General features: G+C 68.0%; 23 protein-coding genes and 2 pseudogenes. 16 read left to right on the plus strand and 9 right to left on the minus strand.

Annotated elements, in window-relative coordinates; genetic code table 11:
- Positions 1-170 precede the first annotated feature (170 nt).
- Positions 171-332, minus strand: coding sequence for a hypothetical protein (locus ACFSXZ_RS12820; RefSeq protein ID WP_378264695.1), 162 nt, complete (start codon positions 330-332; stop codon positions 171-173).
- Between the two features lie 150 nt (positions 333-482).
- Between ACFSXZ_RS12820 and ACFSXZ_RS12825 the strand changes: the two genes are divergently transcribed.
- A complete protein-coding gene (locus tag ACFSXZ_RS12825) occupies positions 483-821 on the plus strand; it encodes a PASTA domain-containing protein (protein WP_378264697.1) in 339 nt (112 codons plus the stop codon).
- Positions 822-837: 16 nt separating this feature from the next.
- The gene (locus ACFSXZ_RS12830) at positions 838-1,725 is read left to right on the plus strand and encodes a TIGR03619 family F420-dependent LLM class oxidoreductase (protein WP_378264699.1); all 888 of its coding nucleotides are present in this window, start codon (positions 838-840) and stop codon (positions 1,723-1,725) included.
- 31 nt (positions 1,726-1,756) lie between these two features.
- On the opposite strand, the gene ACFSXZ_RS12835 is transcribed toward ACFSXZ_RS12830, so the two are convergent.
- The gene (locus tag ACFSXZ_RS12835) at positions 1,757-2,704 is read right to left on the minus strand and encodes an Asp23/Gls24 family envelope stress response protein (protein ID WP_378264701.1); all 948 of its coding nucleotides are present in this window, start codon (positions 2,702-2,704) and stop codon (positions 1,757-1,759) included.
- 625 nt (positions 2,705-3,329) lie between these two features.
- Between ACFSXZ_RS12835 and ACFSXZ_RS12840 the strand changes: the two genes are divergently transcribed.
- The 9 genes from ACFSXZ_RS12840 (at position 3,330) to ACFSXZ_RS12880 (ending at position 13,074) form a co-directional block, all read left to right on the plus strand.
- Positions 3,330-4,043, plus strand: a complete 714-nt coding sequence (locus tag ACFSXZ_RS12840) for a GntR family transcriptional regulator (protein WP_378264703.1) — start codon at positions 3,330-3,332, stop codon at positions 4,041-4,043.
- A gap of 79 nt (positions 4,044-4,122) precedes the next feature.
- Complete coding sequence (locus ACFSXZ_RS12845) at positions 4,123-5,574, plus strand: sodium:solute symporter family protein (RefSeq protein ID WP_378264705.1); 1,452 nt, start codon at positions 4,123-4,125, stop codon at positions 5,572-5,574.
- A complete protein-coding gene (locus tag ACFSXZ_RS12850) occupies positions 5,574-6,725 on the plus strand; it encodes an NAD(P)/FAD-dependent oxidoreductase (RefSeq protein ID WP_378264707.1) in 1,152 nt (383 codons plus the stop codon). Before ACFSXZ_RS12845 ends, ACFSXZ_RS12850 begins: the two co-directional genes overlap by 1 nt.
- A gap of 56 nt (positions 6,726-6,781) precedes the next feature.
- A complete protein-coding gene (locus ACFSXZ_RS12855; protein ID WP_378264709.1) occupies positions 6,782-7,756 on the plus strand; it encodes a MerR family transcriptional regulator in 975 nt (324 codons plus the stop codon).
- Between the two features lie 118 nt (positions 7,757-7,874).
- Positions 7,875-8,312: a hypothetical protein gene (locus ACFSXZ_RS12860; protein ID WP_378264711.1), complete on the plus strand. Its 438-nt coding sequence runs from the start codon at positions 7,875-7,877 to the stop codon at positions 8,310-8,312.
- A 186-nt stretch (positions 8,313-8,498) separates the two neighbouring features.
- Complete coding sequence (gene kdpF, locus ACFSXZ_RS12865) at positions 8,499-8,600, plus strand: K(+)-transporting ATPase subunit F (RefSeq protein ID WP_378264713.1); 102 nt, start codon at positions 8,499-8,501, stop codon at positions 8,598-8,600.
- Positions 8,600-10,258, plus strand: coding sequence for a potassium-transporting ATPase subunit KdpA (gene kdpA, locus ACFSXZ_RS12870; protein WP_378264715.1), 1,659 nt, complete (start codon positions 8,600-8,602; stop codon positions 10,256-10,258). The genes kdpF and kdpA overlap by 1 nt, the downstream gene beginning before the upstream one ends.
- A 79-nt stretch (positions 10,259-10,337) precedes the next feature.
- Entirely contained in the window at positions 10,338-12,443 is a 2,106-nt protein-coding gene (kdpB, locus tag ACFSXZ_RS12875; RefSeq protein ID WP_378264717.1) for a potassium-transporting ATPase subunit KdpB, read from the plus strand.
- A gap of 16 nt (positions 12,444-12,459) precedes the next feature.
- Positions 12,460-13,074, plus strand: coding sequence for a potassium-transporting ATPase subunit C (locus tag ACFSXZ_RS12880; RefSeq protein WP_378264719.1), 615 nt, complete (start codon positions 12,460-12,462; stop codon positions 13,072-13,074).
- Positions 13,075-13,138: 64 nt separating this feature from the next.
- Here ACFSXZ_RS12880 and ACFSXZ_RS12885 read toward each other — a convergent pair whose 3' ends face one another.
- Both ACFSXZ_RS12885 and ACFSXZ_RS12890 read right to left on the minus strand, forming a co-directional pair.
- Complete coding sequence (locus tag ACFSXZ_RS12885) at positions 13,139-13,756, minus strand: TIGR03085 family metal-binding protein (protein ID WP_378264721.1); 618 nt, start codon at positions 13,754-13,756, stop codon at positions 13,139-13,141.
- 120 nt (positions 13,757-13,876) lie between these two features.
- Complete coding sequence (locus ACFSXZ_RS12890; protein WP_378264723.1) at positions 13,877-14,581, minus strand: DUF2306 domain-containing protein; 705 nt, start codon at positions 14,579-14,581, stop codon at positions 13,877-13,879.
- Between the two features lie 144 nt (positions 14,582-14,725).
- Between ACFSXZ_RS12890 and ACFSXZ_RS12895 the strand changes: the two genes are divergently transcribed.
- The 3 genes and pseudogenes from ACFSXZ_RS12895 to ACFSXZ_RS12905 form a co-directional block, all read left to right on the plus strand.
- Entirely contained in the window at positions 14,726-15,625 is a 900-nt protein-coding gene (locus tag ACFSXZ_RS12895) for a TetR/AcrR family transcriptional regulator C-terminal domain-containing protein (RefSeq protein WP_378264725.1), read from the plus strand.
- Between the two features lie 46 nt (positions 15,626-15,671).
- Positions 15,672-16,136 (plus strand): annotated as a pseudogene (locus tag ACFSXZ_RS12900) (aldehyde dehydrogenase family protein); the annotation flags it as partial.
- A 47-nt stretch (positions 16,137-16,183) separates the two neighbouring features.
- A pseudogene (locus tag ACFSXZ_RS12905) lies at positions 16,184-16,396 on the plus strand (hypothetical protein); the annotation flags it as partial.
- A gap of 15 nt (positions 16,397-16,411) precedes the next feature.
- On the opposite strand, the gene ACFSXZ_RS12910 reads toward ACFSXZ_RS12905, so the two are convergent.
- From ACFSXZ_RS12910 to ACFSXZ_RS12920, 3 genes are all read right to left on the minus strand, one after another.
- Positions 16,412-17,146 (minus strand): SDR family oxidoreductase, encoded by a 735-nt coding sequence (locus ACFSXZ_RS12910; protein ID WP_378264727.1) that lies wholly within the window; start codon positions 17,144-17,146, stop codon positions 16,412-16,414.
- A 161-nt stretch (positions 17,147-17,307) separates the two neighbouring features.
- Positions 17,308-19,029 carry a serine/threonine-protein kinase gene (locus ACFSXZ_RS12915; protein ID WP_378264729.1) on the minus strand — a complete coding sequence of 574 codons (1,722 nt, stop codon included), beginning with the start codon at positions 19,027-19,029 and terminating at the stop codon, positions 17,308-17,310.
- On the minus strand, positions 19,026-19,817 hold the full coding sequence (locus tag ACFSXZ_RS12920) for a hypothetical protein (RefSeq protein ID WP_378264731.1): 792 nt from the start codon (positions 19,815-19,817) through the stop codon (positions 19,026-19,028). Before ACFSXZ_RS12920 ends, ACFSXZ_RS12915 begins: the two co-directional genes overlap by 4 nt.
- Before the next feature lie 274 nt (positions 19,818-20,091).
- Between ACFSXZ_RS12920 and ACFSXZ_RS12925 the strand changes: the two genes are divergently transcribed.
- Positions 20,092-20,772 (plus strand): hypothetical protein, encoded by a 681-nt coding sequence (locus tag ACFSXZ_RS12925; protein WP_378264733.1) that lies wholly within the window; start codon positions 20,092-20,094, stop codon positions 20,770-20,772.
- Positions 20,773-20,805: 33 nt separating this feature from the next.
- Here the strand turns inward: ACFSXZ_RS12925 and ACFSXZ_RS12930 are convergent, their stop codons facing one another.
- Both ACFSXZ_RS12930 and ACFSXZ_RS12935 read right to left on the minus strand, forming a co-directional pair.
- Entirely contained in the window at positions 20,806-21,276 is a 471-nt protein-coding gene (locus ACFSXZ_RS12930; RefSeq protein ID WP_378264734.1) for a DUF3237 domain-containing protein, read from the minus strand.
- Positions 21,277-21,313: 37 nt separating this feature from the next.
- On the minus strand, positions 21,314-22,234 hold the full coding sequence (locus ACFSXZ_RS12935) for a hypothetical protein (protein WP_378264736.1): 921 nt from the start codon (positions 22,232-22,234) through the stop codon (positions 21,314-21,316).
- Positions 22,235-22,729: 495 nt separating this feature from the next.
- Here ACFSXZ_RS12935 and ACFSXZ_RS12940 point away from each other — a divergent pair.
- Positions 22,730-23,416 (plus strand): DUF222 domain-containing protein (locus ACFSXZ_RS12940; protein ID WP_378264738.1); only part of this gene is annotated, 687 nt, incomplete at its 3' end.

Below are 23,416 nucleotides of genomic sequence, written 5' to 3' on the forward strand. Positions count from 1 at the left end.
GCGACGCATGCGAAAACCGGGCCCTTTTCCGTGTCGGCGTCAGACCGGCCGATTTTCAGCGCCTGTCCCAGCGTGGCCAACCCGAATCCTTCCCGGGCGTGGTCCACCGGAGTGTCACGGATCGTCGAGGCCCGCCACCGCCTCTTCCAGGGCCTCGATCGCTTCCTCGATCACCTCGTCGCCGCCGAAGCGGACGTAGCGGTGGGCCAGCGCAGGGCCGCCTCGCGGAGAAGCGCGATCGCGCGGTCGAGGGTGGCCAGGTCCTCGGATTTCCTCGCCCGGATGAACAGGAGCTGCCCGGCACGTTGCCGGTCGCGGTAGGTCGTCCCCACGAATCCCAGTAGAGCAATAAGCGGGTCCAGCCGGTCGTGGTCCGGCAAGGCGGACCAAATTCGGACCACGGCGTCACCCGCCATCGCCGGAAGCGGCGCGGAGGATCCGCGGGGTGTTTACTGGAAGGGGCCCGGGGGAGGGAGAACACGGTGAGGGTATTCGCTTCGGTCATCGCGATCGGTTTGTTCGCACTGCTCGCCGCCTGTGTGCCGCCGCATGGCGGCGAGAAAACGCCGGGTCCGGCCGCTTCTTCGCCGGCGAAGCTCATCACGGTTCCGGACGTTTCGGGAATGAACCATCAGGACGCGCAAAACGCCATGCAGCGGGCTGGTCTGTACAACCTGCGAGAGGTGGACGGCAAGGGACTCGGCCGCGCGCTCATCAACGACCGCAACTGGGTGCAGGTCGGTCAGGATCCGCCGGCGGGAACGCAGGTGCCTCCCGGCACGGTCATCACCTTGACCGCGATCAAGTACACCGATCGCTGAACCAGGGTTGCCGGCCGTGCCTGTGCTGAATCTCGGTGTGTCCCTTCAACCGCGCTGGCCGATCGACGACGGAGCCGCCGCGCTCCGCGCCGCACGCCACGCCGAAAGCCTCGGTTTCGACCACGTCGCGGTCGGCAACCGTCTCCTGGACAGCGGTTCGGGTCTGGACACCGACCCATTTGTTCTGCTTTCGGCCGTCGCGGGTGTGACGACACGCCTGCGACTGCTGACTTCTGTCCTTGTCGCGCCCTATTATCCGGCGTTGCTGCTGGCAAACCAGGCAGCCACACTGGACGTCGTGTCCGGGGGCCGCCTGATCCTGGGCGTGGGCACTGGCTGGAATCCGGACGAATTCGGCGCCGTAGGCGTGAACGTCCGCGAGCGCGGCGCGCGCACCGACGATCATCTCGAGGCCGCCACGATTCTGTGGACGCGGCGGCCCGCCGACTTCGACGGACCGTTCACGACGCTGCGCGCCGCGCGCCTGGGGGTGCCCCCGCTCACGCCGGGAGGCCCACCCGTGTGGGTCGGCGGCCGCAGCGACGCCGCCCTGCGCCGTGTGCTCCGGTTCGGCGCCGGCTGGTACGGCACAGGTGCCGACGCCGAGGAGGTCACGGGTGTGCGACGCCGCCTTAGCGAGCTCGCCGCCGACACCGACAGGGCAGGCCGCCTGACGCTCGCGTCGGCCGCATTCCTTACCCCGCCGGGAATCCCGGCGGTGGTCACGTCACCGGGACGCCCGCTCGGCGGCGCCGCCCCGACCGCCGCGAGTGTCGTCGACGATCTGGGGCGGCTCGCCGATGCGGGGCTCGCAGCCTGCACGTTGTGGCTGCCCGTCGCGGCCGGGCATGTCGAGCCGGCCATGGAGTGGATCGCGGCCGAACTCATGCCACAACTGCGCTGATGCGGCCTCGCGGTGCCTTCGAGGATTCCGGTCAGGAAGCGTCCGGCAGGTGGACGTCCGTGACGTGCACGTCCACCGCCGCGACGTCGAGGCCGAGGAACTCTTCGACGGCATCGATCACGCTGGTCCGGATCTGCCCCGCCACGGCCTTGACCGCGTGCCCGAACTCGAGCACCACCGAGACCTTGATCGTGACGACATCGCCTTCGACCGAAATGTTCGTGTCTTCCAGGCTGTGCACGCCTTCGACCTGGCGGACCAGCAGGTCCACGACCTTCGCGACGACTCCGTCCTCGACCGTGGTGTCCCCGCGCGTGGCCGCGGCGGCACGGGCCTCGGCGACCGGCTCGGCCTGCTCGGTCTCGTCCTCGCCGGTTTCGGCGACGGCCGCCGCGGGCGCGTCATCGGCTTCGGCGGCTTCGGCAACCGGCTCGCCGTCGGGTCCGGCGGCTTCGTCCGCGGGCTCGTCGTCGGTTTCGGCTACGGGGTCGTCGTCGGTTTCGACGGCCGCTTCCACGGGCTCGTCCTCGTCGACGATCTCGGCTTCTTCCGCGAGTTCGCTTGCGTCGCCGGTGCTTTCGGACCCCTCCGCGAGGTCACCGTTGTCATCGTCGCTCTCGGGGTCTTCCGCCAGTTCGCCGTCTTCATCGTCGAGTCCGGCGGAGTCGTCCGTGGTCGCCTCGTCGGTGTCCTCGGCGGTGTCCGCAGCCTCGGTCTCGGCGGTGTCCTCGGTCAGGGAGCCGGTGGTCTCGTCCTCGTGCGCGGTGCCGGTGGTGAGGTCCGCGTCCCCGGCGACATCCGTGGTCGCCTCACCTGCGGGTTCCACCGTCTCGTCGACCGCGATCCCAGCGGTACCAACGAATTCCTGGGTGACGTCGGGCTCGGCGGTGTGCGCGGTGGTGGAGGTCGGGACGAACCCGCCGTGGTGGGTGGTGTCGTTCTGGGAGCGGCCGAAGATGCTGTTGATGACCTCGGACATGGTGGTGGTTCCCCTTTGCGGCAGCGACGGCTTCGGGCGGAGGTGAGCGGAACGGCGCCATGATAGGGGCAAGTCCTTGATCGTTACCGCTGGCCCCCATCTTCGAGATTGCTCTGTGTCCCAACAAAAGTTCAGCTTGGAACGAGTCTTCGCGCGGTCGGTCCCTCCCCGGCGGGCACCGGGCCTTCGCGTCCTGTTCGTCAAGAGTTCAATCGGCACTCCGGGTGCCGCCGTCCGCGGCTCTCCCCGTCGCCGGGCTGAGGTTTCGGCACCGACGGGCGCCCGTTTCATGAAGCTTTCCTCGACCGGCGCCGCGCCGACGCCGGTCAGTGCCTGTCGGGGTTTCGGTTTCGCCGAGGTGAGGCCTCTTGGCTGTTTCACTCCTTGGCGGATTCTCCCGTCGGTCTTGTGCTGGGTGTTCTTTTGGTGGTGTCCGGTTGTTTTAACACATTCCGGCGAACTGGGTCTTTACTCAGTCTTCTGCGTCCAGTTGTTCGATAATCTGATGTCATGAGCGCGCCCCATCCGGCCGCCTGCGAGCGGGGCGTCACCACTGTCGTGCCCCGAAGGTGCTCGCCGGTCCTGGGTATTGACTAGACATATGGTGGTCTTGCATAGTCATTACATGGCCGACCGTCTCTACCAGGAGCTTCGCGACAAGCTGGAACAGCAGATCCGCTCCGGCGCCCTGCCTCCTGGTTCGAAGCTGCCCACGGAAGCCCAGCTCCAGCAGGAGCACGGCGTGAGCCGGGGCACCGCGCAACGGGCGCTGGACGAGTTGGCCAGGTCGGGACTGGTCCTGCGGCGACGGCGGCACGGGACCGTCGTGGTGGACCAGAAACGGCAAGAGAATCTGTTGCGCTTCACCGATCCCCTGGTGTCGAGCCCGATGATTCCCGGGCGGCACGTGGTGGTCACGGCGTCGGTGATCCCGGCCTCGGAGGTCCCGTTCGAGATGCCCGGGATCGAGCCGGAAACGCCGGTGGTCTTTCTCGGACGGCAGAAGCTGGACGCCGACGAAAAACCAGTCGGCATGGAATGGTCGGCCATTCCCTTCGCGCTGGCGCCGCACCTGCTCGACGAGGACCTCGCCGAACTCCGGGTGCTGTCCTACTTCCAGCGGACCGGCCTTCGGGTCGAGAAGACGCGGCTCTACCTGGATCCCGTGATCGTCGACGAAGAGACCGCGAGGCTGACCGGGTGCCCGGCGGGAATTCCCGCCCTGCGCCGCCGTCGGTACACCTGGCTGGAGGACGGCCGGCTGGTCGAGGCGGGCAGCTATTTCACCCGTCCCGACGTGATGGAGTTCTACGTCGAACAGACGGTGAAAATGGAGTAGTACTCCACGTCATCGCCTGTTCGTCCGCACCGAAAGAAAGCGTTTACTCAATATCCGCGCTACCGACGGCAGGTGTGCCATGCCCAAATCAACCGGAGTGACCGTCTCGATTCTGCTGGCCGGAATTCTCGTCATCCTGGCGGGGATCGCGATATCGCTTTACTACGGTAAACGAGCGAAAAGCGCGGCCGACTGGCTCAGCGCGCGCGAGTCGTTGCCGTTGCCGGTCGTCGTGATCACGCAGTTCGCCGCGGCGGCGGGCGGCGGGGTGCTGGTCGCCCACGTGGGGATCGCCTACGCCAAGGGATGGGCGGTGTTCGTCTACGAACTGTGCGTCTGTGCCGGTTTCGTTCTTCTCGCCCTGCTCGCGAAGTGGTTGCGTGCCAACGGGTTCAGTACCCTGCCCGACGTTCTCGCCCGGCTGTACGGGAACGACCGGACCTTGGCCACGCTGGCCGGTCTTGCCGCGTTGTTTCTTCCGTTCGGCTGGGTCTGTACCCAGTTCAGCGCGTTCGCGAGCTTGTTCGGACAGGTCACCGGTTACCCGAAAGCGGTACTGGTCGCGGTGATTCTCATCGGGTCCGTGGCGTTCGTGCTGCCGGGCGGGCTGACGTCGGTGGCCTGGACCGACTTCTTCTTCGGGATCGTCAAAATCGTGCTGGCCCTCGGGCTCGCCGGATACTGCGTCCACCTGGCCGGTGGCTGGCATTCCATCGTGACGCGCGTGCCCGCCGGTTTCACCGATCCCTCCTCGATGGGCAGGGCAGGCCAGGAGCAGATCTGGCTGTGGATCGCCGCGATCATTCCTTCGACGCTGAGCAACCAGATCTATTTCCAGCGTGTCTTCGCGACGAAGAAACTCGGCCACGCGCGCCTCGGCCTGGTCCTCGCCGGGGCGACCCTGTTGATCAGCGGGGTCTACGCGTTGCTGATCGGCCTCTCGGTCCGTGCCATGAAGCCCGGGCTGTCGCCGGAGTCCGCGGCGGGATGGCTGCTGACCCAGTTGCCACCGGCGGTTCTCATCGTGTTCGGCGCGTTCATGGTGGCCATGATCGTGTCGGTGAGCGGGGCGGCGCTCCAGAGTTCCGTCACCAGTGTCGTCGGCGACCTGAAGGAGAAGGTCTTCCGGCGAGAGGGGACCGACCGCTCGAATGTCTCCCTTTCCCGGAAAATCACGGTCCTTCTCGCCCTGTGCGCCGGGGTGGTGTCACTGTTCTTCCCGAGTGTCCTAGCCTGGATGGTGGCGATCTACGCCTATTCCGCCTCGGTCCTCACCGTGCCGATCTTCGTCGGATACGCGCTGGCCAAGCGCTATCCGCTCACCCCGCGAGTCGCGATAACCGCGATGGTCGCCGGACTCGGCGGCTGCGCCGCCGCCAACATCGCCGGTACCACCGTGCCCTATGTCGTCTACGGGCTCGCCGCCTCATTCTGCGGGCTCATCGTCGCTTTTCTGATCGAACGTCCCCGGCACGCGACCGGTCCGCAGCCGGTCGTCATTCCCGCCGCAAGCAACGTAAAGGAGAATTGATGCGGATCGCCATTGTCGGACTCGGTGTGGTGGGTGCGAGCGTGGCGCGGGCCCTCGCGCTCGATGGCGCCGAGGTGACCGTGTTCGAACGCCGGCGTCCCGGCGGCGGAACCAGCGGGACCTCCTACGGCTGGATCAACTCGCACCGCAAGGAGCCGCGGTCCTACCACGAACTCAACAGGGAGGGGATGGCCGAACACGAAGCCTTGTGGGGCGCCGGAGGCGACTTCTACGTTCGCAGCGGCGCGCTCGAGTGGGCGATCGACGACGCCGGCCGGGAACGCTTGGCCGCCAACGACGCCCAACTGCGTGACTACGGCTACCCACTCGAAGTGATCACCCGCGAAAGAGCGGCCGAAATCGCCGGTGACGTGCTGATTCCTCCTGGCGTCACCGAAGTGAGCTGGTACCCCGGCGAGTGCTACGCGCGCCCGGTGGCCTTGCTCGCCCGTCTGTGGGACGAGGCCCGTGACCACGGCGCCATCCTGCGCTGCCCCGTCGGGGTGACCGGCGTCGAGCCGCTTGCCAATGGCGCACGCGTGCACACAGGTGTCCCTGAGCCGGAACGGTTCGATCGGGTCGTCCTCGCGGCCGGACGCTGGACCGGGGAACTCACCAGGATGGTCGAGCCGGCCATTCCCATGGTCGCTCCCGAGGCGCCCGTGTCGCCGGGCTTTCTCGCCTACACCACGCCCATCGCGGCGAGGGTGTCCTGCCCGGTCGTCGCGCCTCAGCTGAATTTCCGCCCGGACGGCGGAGGGCGGCTGTTGATGCAGGCACTCGATCTGAACGCGCAGGCCACGGCCGGTGAACGATCGCGGCCCGGCCCCACCTTCACCGCCGAAATCCTGGACCGGCTGCGATCGCTGCTGCGAGGTGGCGAGCACGCCCGGATCGAACGGGTCGACCTGGGCCTGCGCAGTCTGCCCGCCGACGGGCACACCGTCGCCGGGCTCGACGACAGCGGTTCCGTTTACATTCTCGCCACGCACAGCGGTATTACTCTCGGCCCGCTGTTGGGAAAGTTCGCCGCGCGGGAGATCCTGCACGATGAGCCGGTGGCGCGGTTACGTGACTTCCGGCCGCAACGGTTCACCGGCGCGACGGCCTTCCCACAGCTCACCCCGGCCAGGCAGCCAGGCGAACAATAGCCGCCCGAGGTCATCCTCTTGACTCTCAAGCCACTTGAGATCCCATAGTGGCGGGTATGGATGAGCTCTACTCGATCGGGGACGTCGCTCGCCGCACCGGCCTGAGCGTGAGCGCGATCAGGTTCTACGCGGACGAAGGCATCGTCACGCCGACCAGCCTCACCGAGAGCGGCTTCCGGCAGTACGACGTGCACGCCATCGCGCGGCTCGAACTCGTGCGCACCCTGCGTGACCTGGGCGCCGGCCTGGAGGAAATCCGTAAGGTGCTGGCCGCGGAGACCTCCCTTCAGGAGCTGGCCGTCACGCATCTGCGGCTGGTCGAGGACCAGTTGCGGCAGTTCCGGGCGCGCCGCGCCGTCCTGCGGACCATGGTGCGGCAGCCCACCACGGCGGAACAGGTGAGCCTGATGCACAAGCTCGTGTCGATGTCCGACGACGACCGTGACCGGCTCATCAACCAGTTCTGGGACTTCGTGACCGACGGGCTGGACATCGATCCCAGCTATCCGGAGCGGCTGCGAAACCAGCGGCCGCAGCTCCCCGAGGAGCCGTCCACCGAACAGCTCGAAGCCTGGATCGAACTCGCCAACCTGGTGCGGGACGAGGACTTCCGCACCACGCTGCGCGACCACTTCCACCGCGTCTTCAGCACCGAGCAGGGCAAGCTGATGGCGACGCCGGAGATGATGGCCCATGCCGAGAGACAACGTCGGCTCTTCCTGGAGGCACGAGCCGCCCAGCAGGCCGGTCTGGCCGCGGATTCGCCTCAGGCCCGGGAACTCGCCGAGCGGGTAGCCGCTTCCTCGGCCGACATGGTCGCCGCCATGACCGGGAAGCGCGACATCGACAAGGCCCGGCGCGCGATCGTCGAGCATGACCCCGACCGGGCGGCGCAGTGGAAAGCCAAGGCGACCGGCCTGAAGCTGCTGACCAAGTACGTGTTGCTGGTGGCGACGATCAACGGCACACCCAAGCCGCAGTTCGACCAGGCGGCGGCGACCCGCGAGTGGCTGGCCGCCGCCCTGCGCTAGGAGGACCGTCGACGAGGCACCCGGCCGGGCGTCAAGGTTCTGTCAAGAATGGCGCCGCGGCCGCATGGGAAGTGGCAACGATCGTGGCTCGGCCCCGCGCGAGCGGTGGAATGGAGGCATGCGTAGCCGCGACTGGCCTCCGTTGCCCGGCGGGTGCGGGTTTCCGCTCGGTTTCCTGGCGGGCACCGGCGCGGTGACCGTCGCCGTGGCGATGGGCGCGACTGTGCACCCCGTCCTCTCGGTGGCGCTTCTGGCCGTCACCGTCGCCGTGGTGTCCGCCTTGACCGTACCGTCGGCCGCGCTCGCGACCGCCGTGGTGTGCTGGGGACTGCACGACGGTTTCGTCCTCGGCCATCGCGGTGTTCTGGTGTTCACCACCGCGTCGGCGCAGGCGGCCGTGGTGCTGGTGTCCATCGCGGTGATCACCTCACTGGTGATGGCCGTGGTCAGGAAGGTCGACCTGCGGCGCGCTCTTTCGACTCGTCCGTCCATTGTGGATAAACGGAACCCTTCGCCCCCGTCAGTGACGCGTGAAGACCGGAAAGTTCCGCGTTAAGAAAGGGTATGGATGGCGCCGATCGGGTGATCCGCTCCCGCATGCTCGTGGCGCGCGGCAGCCATCGGGGCGGCCGTATCGACAGGGAGACGGAGGCAGCACGGCTATGGCCGATGTGCTGTATGTGGTGCTCCTGCTCGGCATCTTCGCGGTGCTGGGCCTGGTGCTGAGGGGATTGGAACGGTTGTGAGTGGCACAGGTCTGGTCGCGAACGTCGCGGGTGGCGTGATCGCGTTGTCGTTGCTCATCTATCTCGTCTACGCACTCATCCGGCCGGAGAAATTCTGATGAGCGATACCTGGGCCGGTTTGATTCAGGTCGGCATTCTTCTGGTGGCCCTGGGCGTGGTGTACCGGCCGTTGGGCGGGTTCATGGCGCGGGTGTTCACCACGGACAAGCACTGGCGTGTGGAACGGGTGATCTACCGGTTGGTGCGGGTGGACCCGGAATCGGAACAGCGCTGGCCGGTCTATGCGTTGGGAACGCTGGCGTTCGGTCTGGTGTCGATGCTGCTGTTGTATGTGCTGCAACGGATCCAGCCGCTGCTGCCGTTCGCTTTCGGGCGCAGTATCCCGGCGAGCATGGCGTTCAACAACGCGGTCTCCTTCGGTACCAACACGAACTGGCAGTCCTATGTGCCGGAGTCGGTGATGGGACACACGGTGCAGATGCTCGGGTTGGCGGTGCACAACTTCGTCTCCGCCGCGATGGGCATCGCGGTCGCCGTCGCGGTGATCCGCGGTTTCGTCCGGCATTCCGGTGACCGGCTGGGCAACTTCTGGGTCGATCTGACCCGCGCGACGGTCCGGATCCTGTTGCCGATCTCGTTCGTGTTCGCGATCGTGCTGGTCGGTCTGGGTGTGGCGATGAGCGTGCACCAGAACATCCCGGTCACCGGTCTCGATGGGGCGCAGCATTCGGTGGCGATCGCACCGGCCGCGAGCCAGGAGGCGATCAAGGAACTGGGCACCAACGGAGGCGGGATCTTCAACGCGAACTCGGCGCATCCGTTCGAGAATCCCAATTCGTGGTCGAACCTGGTCGAGATCTTCTTGTTGCTGGTGATCCCGGTGTCGCTGACCCGCACCTTCGGGATCATGGTGGGCAACAGGCGGCAGGGCCATGTGCTGCTCTCGGTGATGGGCGCGCTGTGGGCGGGCGTGCTGGCCGTGACGTGGTGGGCCGAAGCGCACCCGAACGGCCCGGCGGCGCTGCTGGCCGGTGGGGGCACGGAGGGCAAGGAAACCCGGTTCGGGGTTCCCGGTTCGTCGTTGTTCGCCACGAGCACCACCGGCACCTCGACCGGTGCGGTGAACTCGATGCACGACTCCTACAGCGGCCTGGGTGGCGGCGGGCCGTTGTTCCACATGATGCTGGGCGAGATTTCCCCGGGTGGGGTGGGTACCGGGATCTACGGGATTCTGGTGATGGCGATCATCGCGGTGTTCCTGGCCGGGCTGATGGTGGGCCGCACGCCCGAGTATCTGGGCAAGAAGCTGGGCCGTCGTGAGGTGACGTACGCGTCGATCGCGATGCTGGCGATGCCGGTGCTGGTCCTGGTGTTCACCGGGCTGGCCCTGGCTCTGCCCTCGACGCAGAACGCGTTGAACAATCCGGGTGCGCACGGACTGTCCGAAGTGCTCTACGCCTACACCTCGGCGTCGAACAACAACGGCAGCGCGTTCGCCGGAATAACGGTGACCAGTGACTTTTTCGAGTCCACCTTGGGCATCGCCATGGTGCTGGGCCGGTTCATCCCCATCCTGGCCACGCTCGGCCTGGCCGGAGCCCTGGTGCGGCAGAGGAAAGTCCCGGAGTCGACGGGCACCCTGCCTACCACCGGCCCGTTGTTCGCGTCGATGCTGACCGGCACTGTGCTGCTGGTCGCGGCGCTCACGTTCGTCCCGGCCCTCGCGCTGGGCCCGATCGCGGAGGCAATGGCATGACTGGCGTGACACCCGTTTCGGTATTCCGCCACAGTCACCGTGACCGCACGGCGCAGCTGTGCCACCCAAAGGAATCTCAATGACCATGACAACACAGGAACCGGACCGTACCGACCAGACACCCCGGCAGCGCCCGGACAAAGCCGCCCAGGCGGGGCGGGTGTCGGCGGGGGTGTTCAATCCGCGGCAGTTGCTGATCTCGTTGCCGGATGCGCTGCGCAAGCTGAACCCGCGCCACCTGATGCGCAACCCGGTGATGTTCGTGGTGTGGGTCGGGTCGCTGCTGACCACGGTGTTCGCGATCAGCGACCCGAGCGTGTTCACCATCGGTGTGGCGATCTGGCTGTGGTTCACCGTGGTGTTCGCCAACCTGGCCGAGGCAGTCGCCGAAGGCAGGGGAAAAGCACAGGCGGAAACGTTGCGGCGCACCAAAACCGAAACCGTCGCCCGTCGGCTGGGAGCAGGGGGAGAGGAACGGGTCCCCGGAACCGAGCTGAAGATCGGCGACCTGGTCGTGGTCGAAGCCGGGGAGGCCATCCCCGGGGACGGCGACGTCGTGGAAGGCATCGCCACGGTGGACGAATCGGCGATCACGGGCGAGTCCGCGCCGGTGATCCGTGAGTCCGGCGGCGACCGTTCCGCGGTGACGGGTGGCACGACGGTGCTCTCGGACCGAATCGTGGTGAAGATCTCCACGAAGCCGGGGGAGTCCTTTGTGGACCGGATGATCGCGTTGGTGGAAGGCGCGAGCAGGCAGAAGACGCCGAACGAGATCGCGCTCAACATCCTGCTGGCGGTGCTGACGATCATTTTCCTGGTCGCGGTGGTGGCGTTGCAGCCGATGGCCGGGTATTCGGGGTCGATGCAGTCGGTGATCGTGCTGACCGCCCTGCTGGTGTGCCTGATCCCGACGACCATCGGCGCGCTGCTGTCGGCGATCGGGATCGCGGGGATGGACCGGCTGGTGCAGCGCAACGTGCTGGCCATGTCCGGTCGCGCGGTCGAAGCCGCCGGGGACGTGGACACCCTGCTGCTGGACAAGACTGGCACCATCACCCACGGCAACCGCCAGGCCACCGCGCTGCACCCGGTCGGAACATCCACTGTGGAGGATCTGGCCGCGGCGGCCCGGCTGTCCAGCCTGGCAGACGGAACTCCCGAGGGCCGCAGCATCATCACGCTGTGCCACCGCGACTACCGCTTGCCGGAGCGGTTTAGTGACCGGGAGCGGACGGCCGAGTTTGTGGAGTTCACCGCGCAGACCCGCATGTCCGGTGCGGACCTGGACGGCCGTCAGGTGCGCAAGGGCGCGGCCACCGCGGTGCGGGCCTGGGTCGAAGGACACCGGGGCACGGTCCCGCAGGAGGTGCACACCCTGGTGGATTCCATTGGCGAGCAGGGCGCGACCCCGCTGGTCGTCGCGGAACTCGCCAACGGTGTCGCGGCCGTGCGGGGCGTGATCCAACTGTCCGATGTGGTCAAGGAGGGTATCCGGGAGCGGTTCGCCGAACTCCGGTCGATGGGCATCAGGACGGTGATGATCACCGGGGACAACCCGTTGACCGCCCGGGCGATCGCGGGCGAGGCCGGGGTGGACGACTTCCTGGCCGAGGCGAAGCCCGAGGACAAAATGGCCTTGATCCGCGCCGAACAGGAAGGCGGCAAGCTGGTCGCGATGACCGGAGACGGCACCAACGACGCACCGGCCCTGGCCCAGGCGGATGTGGGGGTGGCGATGAACACCGGGACCATGGCCGCCAAAGAGGCCGGGAACATGGTGGACCTGGACTCCAACCCCACCAAGCTGATCGAGATCGTGGAGATCGGCAAACAGCTGCTGATCACCCGGGGCGCGCTGACCACGTTCTCCATCGCCAACGACCTCGCGAAGTACTTCGCGATCCTGCCGGCGATGTTCGTGGCCATCTACCCGCAACTCGGCGGGCTGAACATCATGCACCTGCACTCGCCGCAATCGGCGATCCTGTCGGCGGTGGTGTTCAACGCGCTGATCATCGTGGCGCTCATCCCGCTCGCCCTGCGCGGGGTGCGCTACCGGCCCACCAGCGCCCGCTCGATGTTGCGCCGCAACCTGCTCGTCTACGGCCTCGGCGGGATCGTCGTGCCCTTCATCGGCATCTGGCTGGTCGACCTCGTCGTCCGCCTCATCCCTGGAATCGGGTGAACCTGAAGTGAAATGGATGTCCACCGCGCTGCGCCAGACCGGCGCCGCCCTGCGGCTCATGATCGCCCTGACCGTGCTCACCGGCATCCTCTACCCAGGACTTGTGTGGGCCGTGGCCCACGTGCCGGGCCTGGAGAGCAAGGCCGAAGGCTCGGTCGTGACCGTCAACGGGCAGGCGGTCGGCTCGGAGCTGATCGGGGTCGACCTCACCGCGGCCGACCCGAACCACGACCCGTGGTTCCACACCCGCCCTTCGGCCACCGCCAGTGACCCGCTGGGTGTGGGTGACCCGTCCACGTCGGCGGCCTCCAACCTGTCCGCCGACAACCCCAAACTGGTGCAACTCGTTCAGGCCCGCAAAGAAGCCATCGCCCAACGCGAAGGCGTCGACCCGAGCCAGGTTCCCCCGGACGCGGTGACCGCCTCGGCCTCGGGCCTGGACCCGGCGATCAGCCCCGCCTACGCCTACCTCCAAGTTCCCCGCGTGGCACGGGAAAACGGGCTCAGTGAGGCGCAGGTCCGCCAGATCGTCGACGGCAACCTGCACGGACGCGGTGCGGGCGTGCTCGGTGAACCCACCGTCACCGTGCTCGACCTCAATATCGCCGTCCAGAAGTTGACACACCACTAAGGCCGAAGGCGGGGTGGCCGCCCTGACCCCGAGCGGCCACCCCGTGCTCGCGGCGGGCCGAATGTCAAAAGCCGCGGCTCAGCGCGTGCACAGTCTCGATATCCTCGGGCGCGCCGGAGGCTTCGAGCCGGACCTCGTCGCGGCCGAAGGCGTGCAGCAGCAACTCCGAGGGCGGGCCGGTCAGCACGACGGTGCGTTCCCCCGCGTCGCGGGGGACCATCCGGCGGCCGTCGGGCGTGGCGAGCACGACGGTGACCGGTGACCTGCGATAGGCCATCCGGCCCATGCCGGAAAGCGCTTTCCAGAGCCGGTCCTGGTCGGCGGCGGGCAGCTCGCGCGGTTCCCAGCCGGGGCCGGCTCGGCGGACGTCCTCGTGGTGGACGAACATCTCGACGGCGTTCATCGCCGAGTCGACCGGGCGCAGAAAGACGGGCGGCCCGGTGCGGATCCGTTCGAGCACTTCCGGGAAGGGCCGCTGGGCCACCCCGCGCTGCACCTTTTCCAGGTATCCGGCGAAGGGCTTCAGCAGGATGCCAGGCGCGGCGTCGAGTCTGCGCTCGCGGACGATCAGGTGCGCGGCCAGGTCGCGGACCATCCATCCCGCGCACAGTGTCGGCGCGTCCGGGCCGACGTCGGCCATCGTGCGCACCAGATCCTGACGTTCCCGCTGGGCCATACTCATCAGTACATCCTACTGTGCCGATCGTTACCAATCCGACCACAGTCACGGCGGAAACGGGTCTGTACAGCCAGATTGGCTGCGGTCCGTCTCCGCCTACTTTTGGTCGGATTGGTAAAGTGACTACAGCCTGTGCCGGCGATTCCGGCCCAGCCACCACTCCGCGACCAGGAGCGGGAGAACCCAGCCGGTCCAGGTCGTCAGGCCGGAGATGGCCTGCGTCATCGCGATCTCGCTGCCACCGAACGTAGTGTCCAGGCGCGGCAGGAACACCGTCGCCCACACGACCGCCCAGACCCGGTTGCTGATGATCGACAGGCAGAGCGCGAAGCTGCGGACCATCCAGCGGCGGTGCTCGCCGAACCGGCGCGCCCGCGCGGTCTGGAAGCCTCGCACCGTGCAGCCGAACCAGAGCGCCGCCAGCAGTACGTTGGAGACCGCGCCGATCGGCCCGAAGGGCGCGGCGAGCGCGATCGCGAAACCGGCGACCGAAGCCGGAAGCGCGCCGGCGAACACGTAGACGCGGCCGGTGCGGCGGTGCGCCACCGGGTGTTTCTGCCGCAGCCAAGGCCAGATCTGCAGCGCGCAGGTCACCATGGCGATCGTCGCGAAGCCGATGTGCGTCACCAGCACCGGGTAGTACCAGCCGGCCCCATCGGGTGCTGGGATCCGGGATCTCGCCGGGTCCAGCCCGAGATAGGGCGGCAGCGAGTACACCAGGAACACCGTGACGATCAGGCCCAGCGGATAGGTCCACGGACGGCGCCACCACGGCGTGGCGCGCCGGTCCCTGGTGCCGCTGTTCGCCGGATTTTCGATCGTGGTCATGGGAACCCCCAGTTCCTGTACGCAGTGTTTACACCGTATCCGGCTGCCTTCAACCGACCCACATATCCATTCATGAATGGGTGAATACCCTGAAAGTGTTCTATGCTCAGCAGCAAGGTGTTCTAGAACGATGAGAGGGCATTCGTGACCGGACAAGCGCCTTACCTGCGGATCGCGGCCGATCTGCGCCGCCGGATCACCGCCGGGGAACTGCGGCCGGGCGACCGCGTCCCGTCCACGCGCGCCCTGGTCCGCGAATGGGGTGTCGCGATGGCGACCGCGGCGAAGGCGCTCTCCACGCTCAAGGAGCAGGGCTGGGTGCGTGCGGTCCGGGGCAGTGGCACGGTGGTGGCCGACAGGACTCCGCGAAAACCGCCGCTGGGCCGGGAAAACCTGGTTCGTGTGGCCATCGGGCTCGCCGATGCCGAGGGCTTGGCGGCGCTCTCGATGCGCCGGCTCGCCGTCGAGGTCGGCGTCGGCCCGATGGCGCTCTACCGGCACGTCCCGGACAAGGACGAACTGCTCCGGCTGATGGCCGACGCGGCGCTCGGGGAGGTCGAGCTGCCCGAACCGGGCCCGGCCGGATGGCGCCCGCGGCTCGAGCTGGCCGCCCGGTCGCAGTGGCGGGCCTACCGGCGGCACCCGTGGCTCGCGCCCATCCTGCTGAATTCCCTGGTGCGTCCCCCGGTCGTGGCCGCCGGGCTGCGGCTGGTCGACTGGTCGTTACGAGCCCTGTCCGGCACCGGCCTGCGACGGCGGGTGAAGCTTCAGGTGATCATGACGCTCAACGGCTGGGTCGGCGGTCTCGCCGTGACCAACGCGCTCGAGGTGCAGGCCGAGCAGGACACCGGCATCTCCGGCGACCAGCGGCTGGCCGCCGACATGGCGCTGCTGGCCGGGTATCTCGAGTCAGGCCGGTTCCCGACGGTCGCCGCGCTGATGACCGGTATCGAGGACGTCGACCTCGACGAGATCTTCGAGTTCGGTCTGCACCGGCAGCTCGACGGCATCGGCGCACTGCTCGGCGAAGCCCGATCGTCCTGACGGAAGGCGGCTTGCCGTCGTGAGGCGCGAATACCGGTGAACCCCGGCCATCGCCGGCAATCTGCCCACCGCCCCAGCGCTGATGGGTAACACCGTGGTGTGGAAGCCCGCGCAGACGCAGGCCGTCGCGGCCTACTGGACGATGAAACTCCTGGAAGCCGCCGGCCTGCCGCCCGGCGTGATCAATCTGGTCAACGGAGCCGGTCCCGCGATCTCCGACGTGGCGCTGGCGGATCCGCGACTCGCGGGCATCCACTTTACCGGTTCGACCGCCACGTTCCAGCACCTGTGGCGTCAGGTCGGGGACAACATCGCGAACTACCACACCTATCCGCGCCTGGTGGGGGAAACCGGGGGAAAGGACTTCGTTCTCGCGCACAGTTCCGCGAATCCGGAGGTGCTGACCACCGCGTTGCTCCGGGGCGCGTTCGACTACCAGGGCCAGAAATGCTCGGCCGCTTCCCGGGCGTTCATCCCCTCCTCGGTGTGGGCGAAAATGGGCACCGACCTGATCGAGACGGGCGTCCACGCTGACCTACGGCACAGATCGACGGGGCAGAGTACGAGCTTCAGATGCGCTACGGCATTCGGGACACCGAACAGCTTCGGCTGATCGACACGCACCGGCATCTCCGCGTGTATCTGCCCTACGGACTCCAGTGGTACGGGTATTTCATGCGCCGTCTCGCCGAGCGCCCGGCCAACCTGGCGTTCTTCCTGCGCTCATTGACTTCGACGAAGGAGACACCGGTCCGGCCGACGGAATCGTGACGAACTGTGGGCGCCTCAATGCGATCGCAGCCAGTCGCGGTAGTGGGGGCCGGTCAGATGGGCGCCTTCGGGCGCGGTGAGTACGTCACCTTTGGCCTGGGCGAACAGACCGGCGGACGGATCGGTGACGACGTGACGGTGATCGCCGGTGGCCTCCAGCGTGATGCGGCCCAGTTCGTCGAGGGTGAACACGTCCGGGCCGCCGATGTTCCGGGTTCCGCGCAGCGGCGCGCCGGTGGCCACCCGGGCGACCTCCGCGGCCACCTCGGCCGAGCTGATGGGCTGGATCGGAGTCGCGGACAGGCGTACCTCGTCACCCTCGGTGGTCCAGTCCATTGCCGCTGGGATGAACTCCATGAACTGGGTGGCGCGCACGATCGAGTACGGGATCGGCCCGGCCTTGACCAGGTCCTCCTGCAGGGTCTTGGCCCGGTAGTAGACCAGGCCGGGCACCTGGTCGACGCCGACGATCGACAGCGTGACGATGTGCCCGGTCCCGGCCGCGTTCGCGGCGGCCAGCAGATTGGTCACCGACGTGCGGAAGAAGTCGAGGGACGCTTCGTCGAAGGTGGGCGAGTTGGTCACGTCCACGACGACCTCGGCGTCGCGCACCGCGTCGTCGAGCCCTTCGCCGGTCAGCAGGTCGAGGCCGGTCGAGCGGGAGTGTCCGGCGGCGTCGTGCCCGGCCGTGGTCAGGTCACTGACCACCTGTGAACCGATCAGTCCGGTGCCGATGACCGCGATCTTCATGGGACCTCCCCCGATGTCGACGTTGCCCGAGGCCGGTACCCCGGACGCCCACTGTGATCAGAGTGTGGCGGATCCATCGTCGCCGCACCATGGCGCGAAGGTGTGACGCTTCGCCACATGGGGCTTGCCCCAAGTGTCCATTGTGGATGGGCCCCCGTGGCCTACCGGCCGCCGTCCGTGGTCCGCCGGACCCTCCGGCGCGCCGCGAGGACGACGAGCCCGGCCGCGAGGCCGCCTGCCACCGCGCAACCGGCCCCGAAGGCCGGTGACGGTTCGTGCGAGCGCAGCGCCGAGACGCACAGCCACGCCGCGGTGCCGAACAGCAGGCCCAGCACCGGGCCGGCGACGAGCGCACCTCGCCACCGGTATCCGTTACGGATGGTCCGTAGTCCCGATTCCAGGTACGCCAAGGCGAACAGCGCGAGGATCAGGCTGCCCGCGCCCATCGCGCTCGCCAGCGGGTGCTGCCGGGTCAGCAGGGTGAACGTCTGGGTGCCGGTGTCGGCGCGCACGGTGGCGGTCACCGCGCCACCGACGATCCAGCGGGTGATCCCGGGCAGGGTGAGTACCGTCGTGAAGCCGTTGCCATCGGGCTTGGTGCCCGCGTCGGCCGAGCCCAAGGGGATCCCGGCGGCCGAGAGGTCCAGGCCCACGTGCCCCGGGTTTCCCGGCCCCGCAAGGGTGAGCGGTTTGCTGAAGTCCGCTTCCGGGACCGCCGAAACCGGCGTGCCGTCGAGGACCAGCCGTCCGGAGGCCTGGTGCGGCAGGCGCTCGGGCGTCAGCAGCGCCAACAGGACCAGCGCGATCACCGCGACCGCCGCGCCCACCCGCAGCCAGAGCACGGACGCCGACTGGCCCTCCGCTGAGGGCAAGCCTCCAGTCTTTTCGGCGGCAGGCGGTGCCGTGGCTCGGGTCGCGGTCAACGTCGGGTCCGGGGCGTCAGGTCGCGAGGCCGCCCGCGTCGGCGCGGACGGCCTGGCCGAGTTGAGCCCGGCGATCACTCGCGGGGTCAGGTGCAGCACCGGAACCCGTGACCGCTCCAACCATCCTGCGCCGAACACCGCGGTGGCGGCCGCGGCGAGGTCGGCCGCGAAGGCCTCGGCGTCCCGGTACCGCGCGTCGAGGTCCCGGGCGAGACTGCGCATCACGACACCCGCGATCGGCATCGGCACGCCCGAAATCGGGCGCGGGTCGGTGAACATGTGCTGCCGCATCATGCTGATCGCGCCGCGCGTGTTGTCGAACGGCAACTGCCCGGACAGCAACTCGTACAGCACGGTCCCCGCCGAGTAGACGTCCGCGGCCGGGCTCAGCGCGTTGCCCATCGCCTGCTCGGGTGCGATGTAGGCCGGAGTCCCCATGACCTGGCCCCCGTGCGTGACGAGTGTGGTGCCTTCGCCGATCACCCGCGCGATGCCGAAGTCGGCGACCTTCATCACGTCCTGCGTGGTGAACAGGAGGTTCCGTGGTTTGACATCGAGGTGCAGCACGCCCGCCTGGTGCGCGGCGTGCAGTCCGGAGAGCATCGCCAGCCCGATCGCACAGGCCTGCTCGCCGCTGATCCGACCGCCGTGGAACCGGCTGTGCACGGTGCCGCCGTCGAGGCGTTCCATCACCAGCAGGTGCTCGCGGCCGGTGCGGACGTAGTCGTACACCGGCACGATGTGCGGATGGTCCAGGCTGGCGAGCACGCGGGCCTCGCGGTCGAACAGTTCGCTGCCGGTGGCGTGGTCGAGCATGTCCCAGGGCAGGTGCTTGATCGCGACGCTGCGGCCGAGGCTCCGGTGCACGCCCGCGAAGACGACCCCCATGCCGCCCTTGCCGATCTCGGCCCCGATCTCGTACTGCGGCAGGGCGGCGATCAGTTCGGCAGGCGCGCTCATCGGGTGATTTCCCGGGTGGCCGGGTCCGGGAGGCGGGCGGTGGTGTCCTCGCCCGGCCCGGCGGCCCGTGGCACCGGATGTGGTGTCAGGTAGCCGAGCAGGAAGGCGATCGCGGCGGCGCCGAGCACCACCGGGATCTCGATCGCCGGCTCGGGCGGCACCAGGCGCAGCACGGACAGCGTGATCACGGCGACCAGACCGGTGCCGAACCCGGCGGGCAGGAACCGCAGTCCGCGGCGCCAGCGGTTGGGGGCCAGCCGGTGGCGGGCCAAGGCGAGCAGAGCGGTCACCCAGGCCAGGACGGTGAGCACGAGCATCGCGAGCCCGAAAATGCCGTAGACCGACCAAAAGGAGCCACGGACGTCGGCGACCGTGGTCGCCTCGCCGAGCGTGCCGCGCCCCGCGTCGAGCAACTCGACCGACGTCGGCAGCAGGCCGGTGGCCTGACCGGAAAGATCGCCGAGGTCCAGCACGAAGGTGCGGGTGGCGCTGGCGTGTCCCGGAACCTCGAACGGCGCCGTTGTGTCGTAGGCGAAGAACGTGAGCGCGAGGGCGACGCCGGAGAGCCGGACGCTGCGGACCCGCACCGGTTCGGACCCGTTGTTGGTGGCGGTCACGACCAATGTGACCGTCCTCGCCGGGTCGATCGGAACGGTGGCGTCCGCGATCGGCCGGTCGTCGATCGTGACCCGCAGGCCGAGCGCGCCGGAGTCCGCGGCGGCGGGCGGTGCGCCCAGTAACATCGCGCCCAACGCGAGCGCAACCCCCGCCGTGATGACACGTCCCATTGAGCATCCCCTACTTGCTTTATCCGACTGGTCCGGAATGCTACAGCGAGCACACACCGGAAAGGGACACCCAATGCGCATCGTGGTTCGGCTGGTATTCGGCACCCTGGCCGGAGCATTGTTTCTGCTCGCGTTCGCGAACACCGCCGGCGCACAATATACTTCGTCGGTTGGTTTGAAACCGTCGAGCGGTCCCGCCGGGAGTTCCTTCACCATTTCCTGGAATTTCTATCCGTGCAAAGGCCCGGTCACTTTTTCGTGGAACGGGACCCCGATGTGGTCCGCCAACGCCGACACGCAGACCATCAGCGGCACGGTCGCGGCGCAGGTGCCCGGCGACGCCCAGCCCGGCGGCTACGCGGTCACCGGAACCTGCACCAACGCCCGCACCGGCGGCCCGCTCAGCGCGAGCGGCACCTTCACCGTGACCGGTACGACCACCACCACGCCACCGCCGCCCACCACGACCGTTCCGCCGCCTGCGACGACCGCGCCGTCCCGGCCCGGCAGCACCGGTTCGACCCCGCCGTCGACCACCAGCACCAGCAGCAGCACGACCACCACCCCGTCCACCCCGTCGAGCGAAACGCCGCCGCCCAGCCCGTCGAGCAGTGATGTGCCCGCGGGAGAGCTCGGTTTCGACCGGCCCGCCGTGCGGCCGGGCGAGCCGCTTTCGGCTTCGGGCAAGGGATGCGAGCCAGGCCACGTGGTGAAGCTGACCTCCGGCGGCGACGAGGTCGGCACGGGCTACAGCGATGCCACCGGCGCCTTCACGGCCGCGGTCGAGTTCACCCGGATCGAGGCGGGGCCGCACACCGTGATCGCCGACTGCGGCGTCCGCCTGACCGGCAGTGTCGAACAGGTGGTGACCAACTCGTCCGGCGGGCACAGCAGCACGCTGGTGATCCTCGTGTTCTTCGTGCTGGCCGGAATCACCGTCGTCCGATTCAGGTAGCCCGCGTGGCGGAACCGGTGTCACGCACCGACTTCAGGCCAGCCGGTACAGGTCGTACTGGACGCCGTCGGGCATGCGTTCCGCCGTGGCCACGAGGATGCTGGTGTTGAGCCAGTCGTGCTCCTCGTCCGCCGTCGACGCGCGGATGGAGAGCCGGAAGTAATAGCGGGACTGATCGACCTCCTCGCCGCGTGCCAACGCGGCCAGTAGTTCGGGGGGCCCGGTGCGGACACCGGTCGAGGTGATCGAGACGAGACGGGCGCTGCCGGCGAGTTCCAGGGTGTAGCGCGCTTCCACGAGCGTGGTCCCGTCGGGCAGGACCCGTTGCCAGTCCACGCCACCCGGCACGATTCGTGCTTCGAGCCGTGGGCCGCTGACCGTACCGCCGGTGATCGGGATGACGCGCCGGTGTCCTTCGGGGGTTTCGCCCAGATCCAGTGGGGCGGCGAGGGTCGCGGAGACCGTGGCGACATAAGACAGTTCCGGTACCTCGAACAGTGGCATGCCTTACCGTACCGCGAATTCACGCGCGGCCGGTGGATCAGTAGGGGTCGCGGTCGCCGTTGGCACGCATGAACATCGCGAACAGTTCCATTCTCCGCTGCGGATCGAGGGATTCGAAGCGCGCCATGAACTGCTGTGGTGTCCGGACATAGGCGAAAGCGGCGAGGGGCGTGTTCGACGCCGCGAGGTCTTCCCTGTCCGCACGGCCCAGGTCCTGGAGGAACGCCGTGGCGGCGTCGATGTCTTCGAGCCGGCTGATCCGGGTGGCGAGATCGTCGGCGGTGTGGTCGGCATAGCGGGTCCGCACCGACTCGGGAATCGCGCGCGCGACGTCCATCACTTCGGCGACCTGGCGGCTGATTTCCTCGATGGCACGAAACTTGCCCTTGCGAACACAGGCCAGAAGGTAACCCTCCGCGCGGAACACCCAGTCGTCGTGGGCCATGATGCGTTGCTGCACACGGGGTGTCAGCAGGTATTCGATGGTGCCCGGGATTCCCCCGGCCGCGGTGAACCACTCGTCGAAAACCGGATTTCCGGTCGGCGCGATCAGGGAAGACGGCACTACCGGGTAGACGCCACGCGGCTGGACGGCAAGGCGCAGAATCGACGGCATTCGCACGGCGCAGACCGTGACGGTGCCACGATGATCCGTGACGGTTCTCAGCGTCGGATCGATAGGGGTCCAGGCATTTGCCACCGTGACCGTGCGTCCGGCGAAGGTGCCACGGAAGGTGTCCGAGAAACTCGTGCTGCCGAGCGCGCTGGCGCTCGGCGGATCACGCGGCACGCCATAAAGGCTCTGGGTGATTTCGCGGACGGCCTTCCCGATGTCGGTTCCGAACGGCTCGTCGCCCGCGGGCTGCCAACCCTGAGCGGAAGCGGCCTTGGCGAGGCCGGGAACATCCGTGGAGTGACTGAACACACGGAAGCCACGGCGGCGACCGAACGACGGCACGGAGCCTCCCACGACATGCCTGATTGTCGGTGGGACAGTACGCTGTCGGTCAAGAGCGGTCCAAGGGGGCACGCCATTCGCTCGGGGGCATCGCTGTGCGTGGTCTTATGAATGCGCATGGCATTCGAGTTTGGGTTAATTCCTTTCCATGTCTGGAGTTAATTCGTTTGTAATTTGCCACGCCGAGTTGCTCGATGCTGGTGCTGGTCCTGGCGCTGGTGCTGCTTCCGGCCGTGGCGTGGTGGGGCGGCCAGGTTGTCTAGTGGTTCCCGGTCGCGGTCCCGTAAGCCCGGGCGTCGGTGCGAGGTTTTGAGGGGGATCGTGGTGCCGGGGTATGGGCGGTGGCGGCTTGCGGTTCGCGGAGGTGTGGCCCCATATGACGGTTGTCAGCCTTTGGTGCGCGTTCACGTGGTCTCTTCCGGCCTCGTTTCACTCTTTCCGGTGGTCTCTCTTTGCCTGGCTCTGCCGCGTTCAATTGTTCGATAAAATAGGGGTATGAGCGCGCCGACCGTCCCCACTCTGCCCGACTTCCCGGACCTGCCGGAGTTCCCCAGGATTCCGTCCAGTCGGTCGGGGATGCTGCGTCGGATGCGGCAGGTGCAGGGGTTGGTGAACCGGTTGCAGGCTCATTATTTCGAGGTGCTGGCCTGTTTCACGCGTGCGGCGGAGGAACCGGCGACGGTGCCGCAGGAGGTGGCACTCGCGCTGGCCATCGGCAAACAGGCGGCGCACCAGCAGGTGGAGTTGGCCCAGGCGTTGACCACGCGGCTGCCGCGCACGCTGGAGGCGATGCGGCGCGGTGAAATCGATGGGTACAAGGCGGCGAAAATCCACGAACCCACCGCGATCCTCACCGATACGGAAGCCCGCCAAGTTGACGCGGTGATGTCCACTCGCTTGGCGGGGAAGGACCCGGGTGGGCTGCGGCGGTCGGCGAATCGGGCGGTGGCCCGTCTCGACCCGGAGGGCTATGCCGGGCGTTGCCGTGCCCGCCGTGTGCGGCGGAAGGTGGAATTGATTCCCTTGGATGAGGGGATGGTCCAGCTCTCCGGTGATCTCCCGGTGGAAATCGGTGTGGCCGCCTACCAGCGGATCGACCGGGAGGCCCGGCGCCGGAGGGTGCGAGACAAGACCCGGACGCTTGAGCAGCATCGGACGGACGTCTATGCGGAGTTGCTGCTC

This window comes from Amycolatopsis pigmentata, from assembly GCF_042684065.1.
Lineage (GTDB): Bacteria > Actinomycetota > Actinomycetes > Mycobacteriales > Pseudonocardiaceae > Amycolatopsis_E > Amycolatopsis_E pigmentata.

Coding starts and splice junctions, on each gene's coding strand:
- ACFSXZ_RS12835 (WP_378264701.1), bottom strand. CDS start 2,704: ATGTCCGAGGTCATCAACAGCATCTTCGGCCGCTCCCAGAACGACACC.
- ACFSXZ_RS12840 (WP_378264703.1), top strand. CDS start 3,330: ATGGCCGACCGTCTCTACCAGGAGCTTCGCGACAAGCTGGAACAGCAG.
- ACFSXZ_RS12845 (WP_378264705.1), top strand. CDS start 4,123: ATGCCCAAATCAACCGGAGTGACCGTCTCGATTCTGCTGGCCGGAATT.
- ACFSXZ_RS12850 (WP_378264707.1), top strand. CDS start 5,574: ATGCGGATCGCCATTGTCGGACTCGGTGTGGTGGGTGCGAGCGTGGCG.
- ACFSXZ_RS12855 (WP_378264709.1), top strand. CDS start 6,782: ATGGATGAGCTCTACTCGATCGGGGACGTCGCTCGCCGCACCGGCCTG.
- ACFSXZ_RS12860 (WP_378264711.1), top strand. CDS start 7,875: ATGCGTAGCCGCGACTGGCCTCCGTTGCCCGGCGGGTGCGGGTTTCCG.
- kdpA (WP_378264715.1), top strand. CDS start 8,600: ATGAGCGATACCTGGGCCGGTTTGATTCAGGTCGGCATTCTTCTGGTG.
- kdpB (WP_378264717.1), top strand. CDS start 10,338: ATGACCATGACAACACAGGAACCGGACCGTACCGACCAGACACCCCGG.
- ACFSXZ_RS12880 (WP_378264719.1), top strand. CDS start 12,460: ATGTCCACCGCGCTGCGCCAGACCGGCGCCGCCCTGCGGCTCATGATC.
- ACFSXZ_RS12885 (WP_378264721.1), bottom strand. CDS start 13,756: ATGAGTATGGCCCAGCGGGAACGTCAGGATCTGGTGCGCACGATGGCC.
- ACFSXZ_RS12890 (WP_378264723.1), bottom strand. CDS start 14,581: ATGACCACGATCGAAAATCCGGCGAACAGCGGCACCAGGGACCGGCGC.
- ACFSXZ_RS12910 (WP_378264727.1), bottom strand. CDS start 17,146: ATGAAGATCGCGGTCATCGGCACCGGACTGATCGGTTCACAGGTGGTC.
- ACFSXZ_RS12915 (WP_378264729.1), bottom strand. CDS start 19,029: ATGAGCGCGCCTGCCGAACTGATCGCCGCCCTGCCGCAGTACGAGATC.
- ACFSXZ_RS12920 (WP_378264731.1), bottom strand. CDS start 19,817: ATGGGACGTGTCATCACGGCGGGGGTTGCGCTCGCGTTGGGCGCGATG.
- ACFSXZ_RS12925 (WP_378264733.1), top strand. CDS start 20,092: ATGTGGTCCGCCAACGCCGACACGCAGACCATCAGCGGCACGGTCGCG.
- ACFSXZ_RS12930 (WP_378264734.1), bottom strand. CDS start 21,276: ATGCCACTGTTCGAGGTACCGGAACTGTCTTATGTCGCCACGGTCTCC.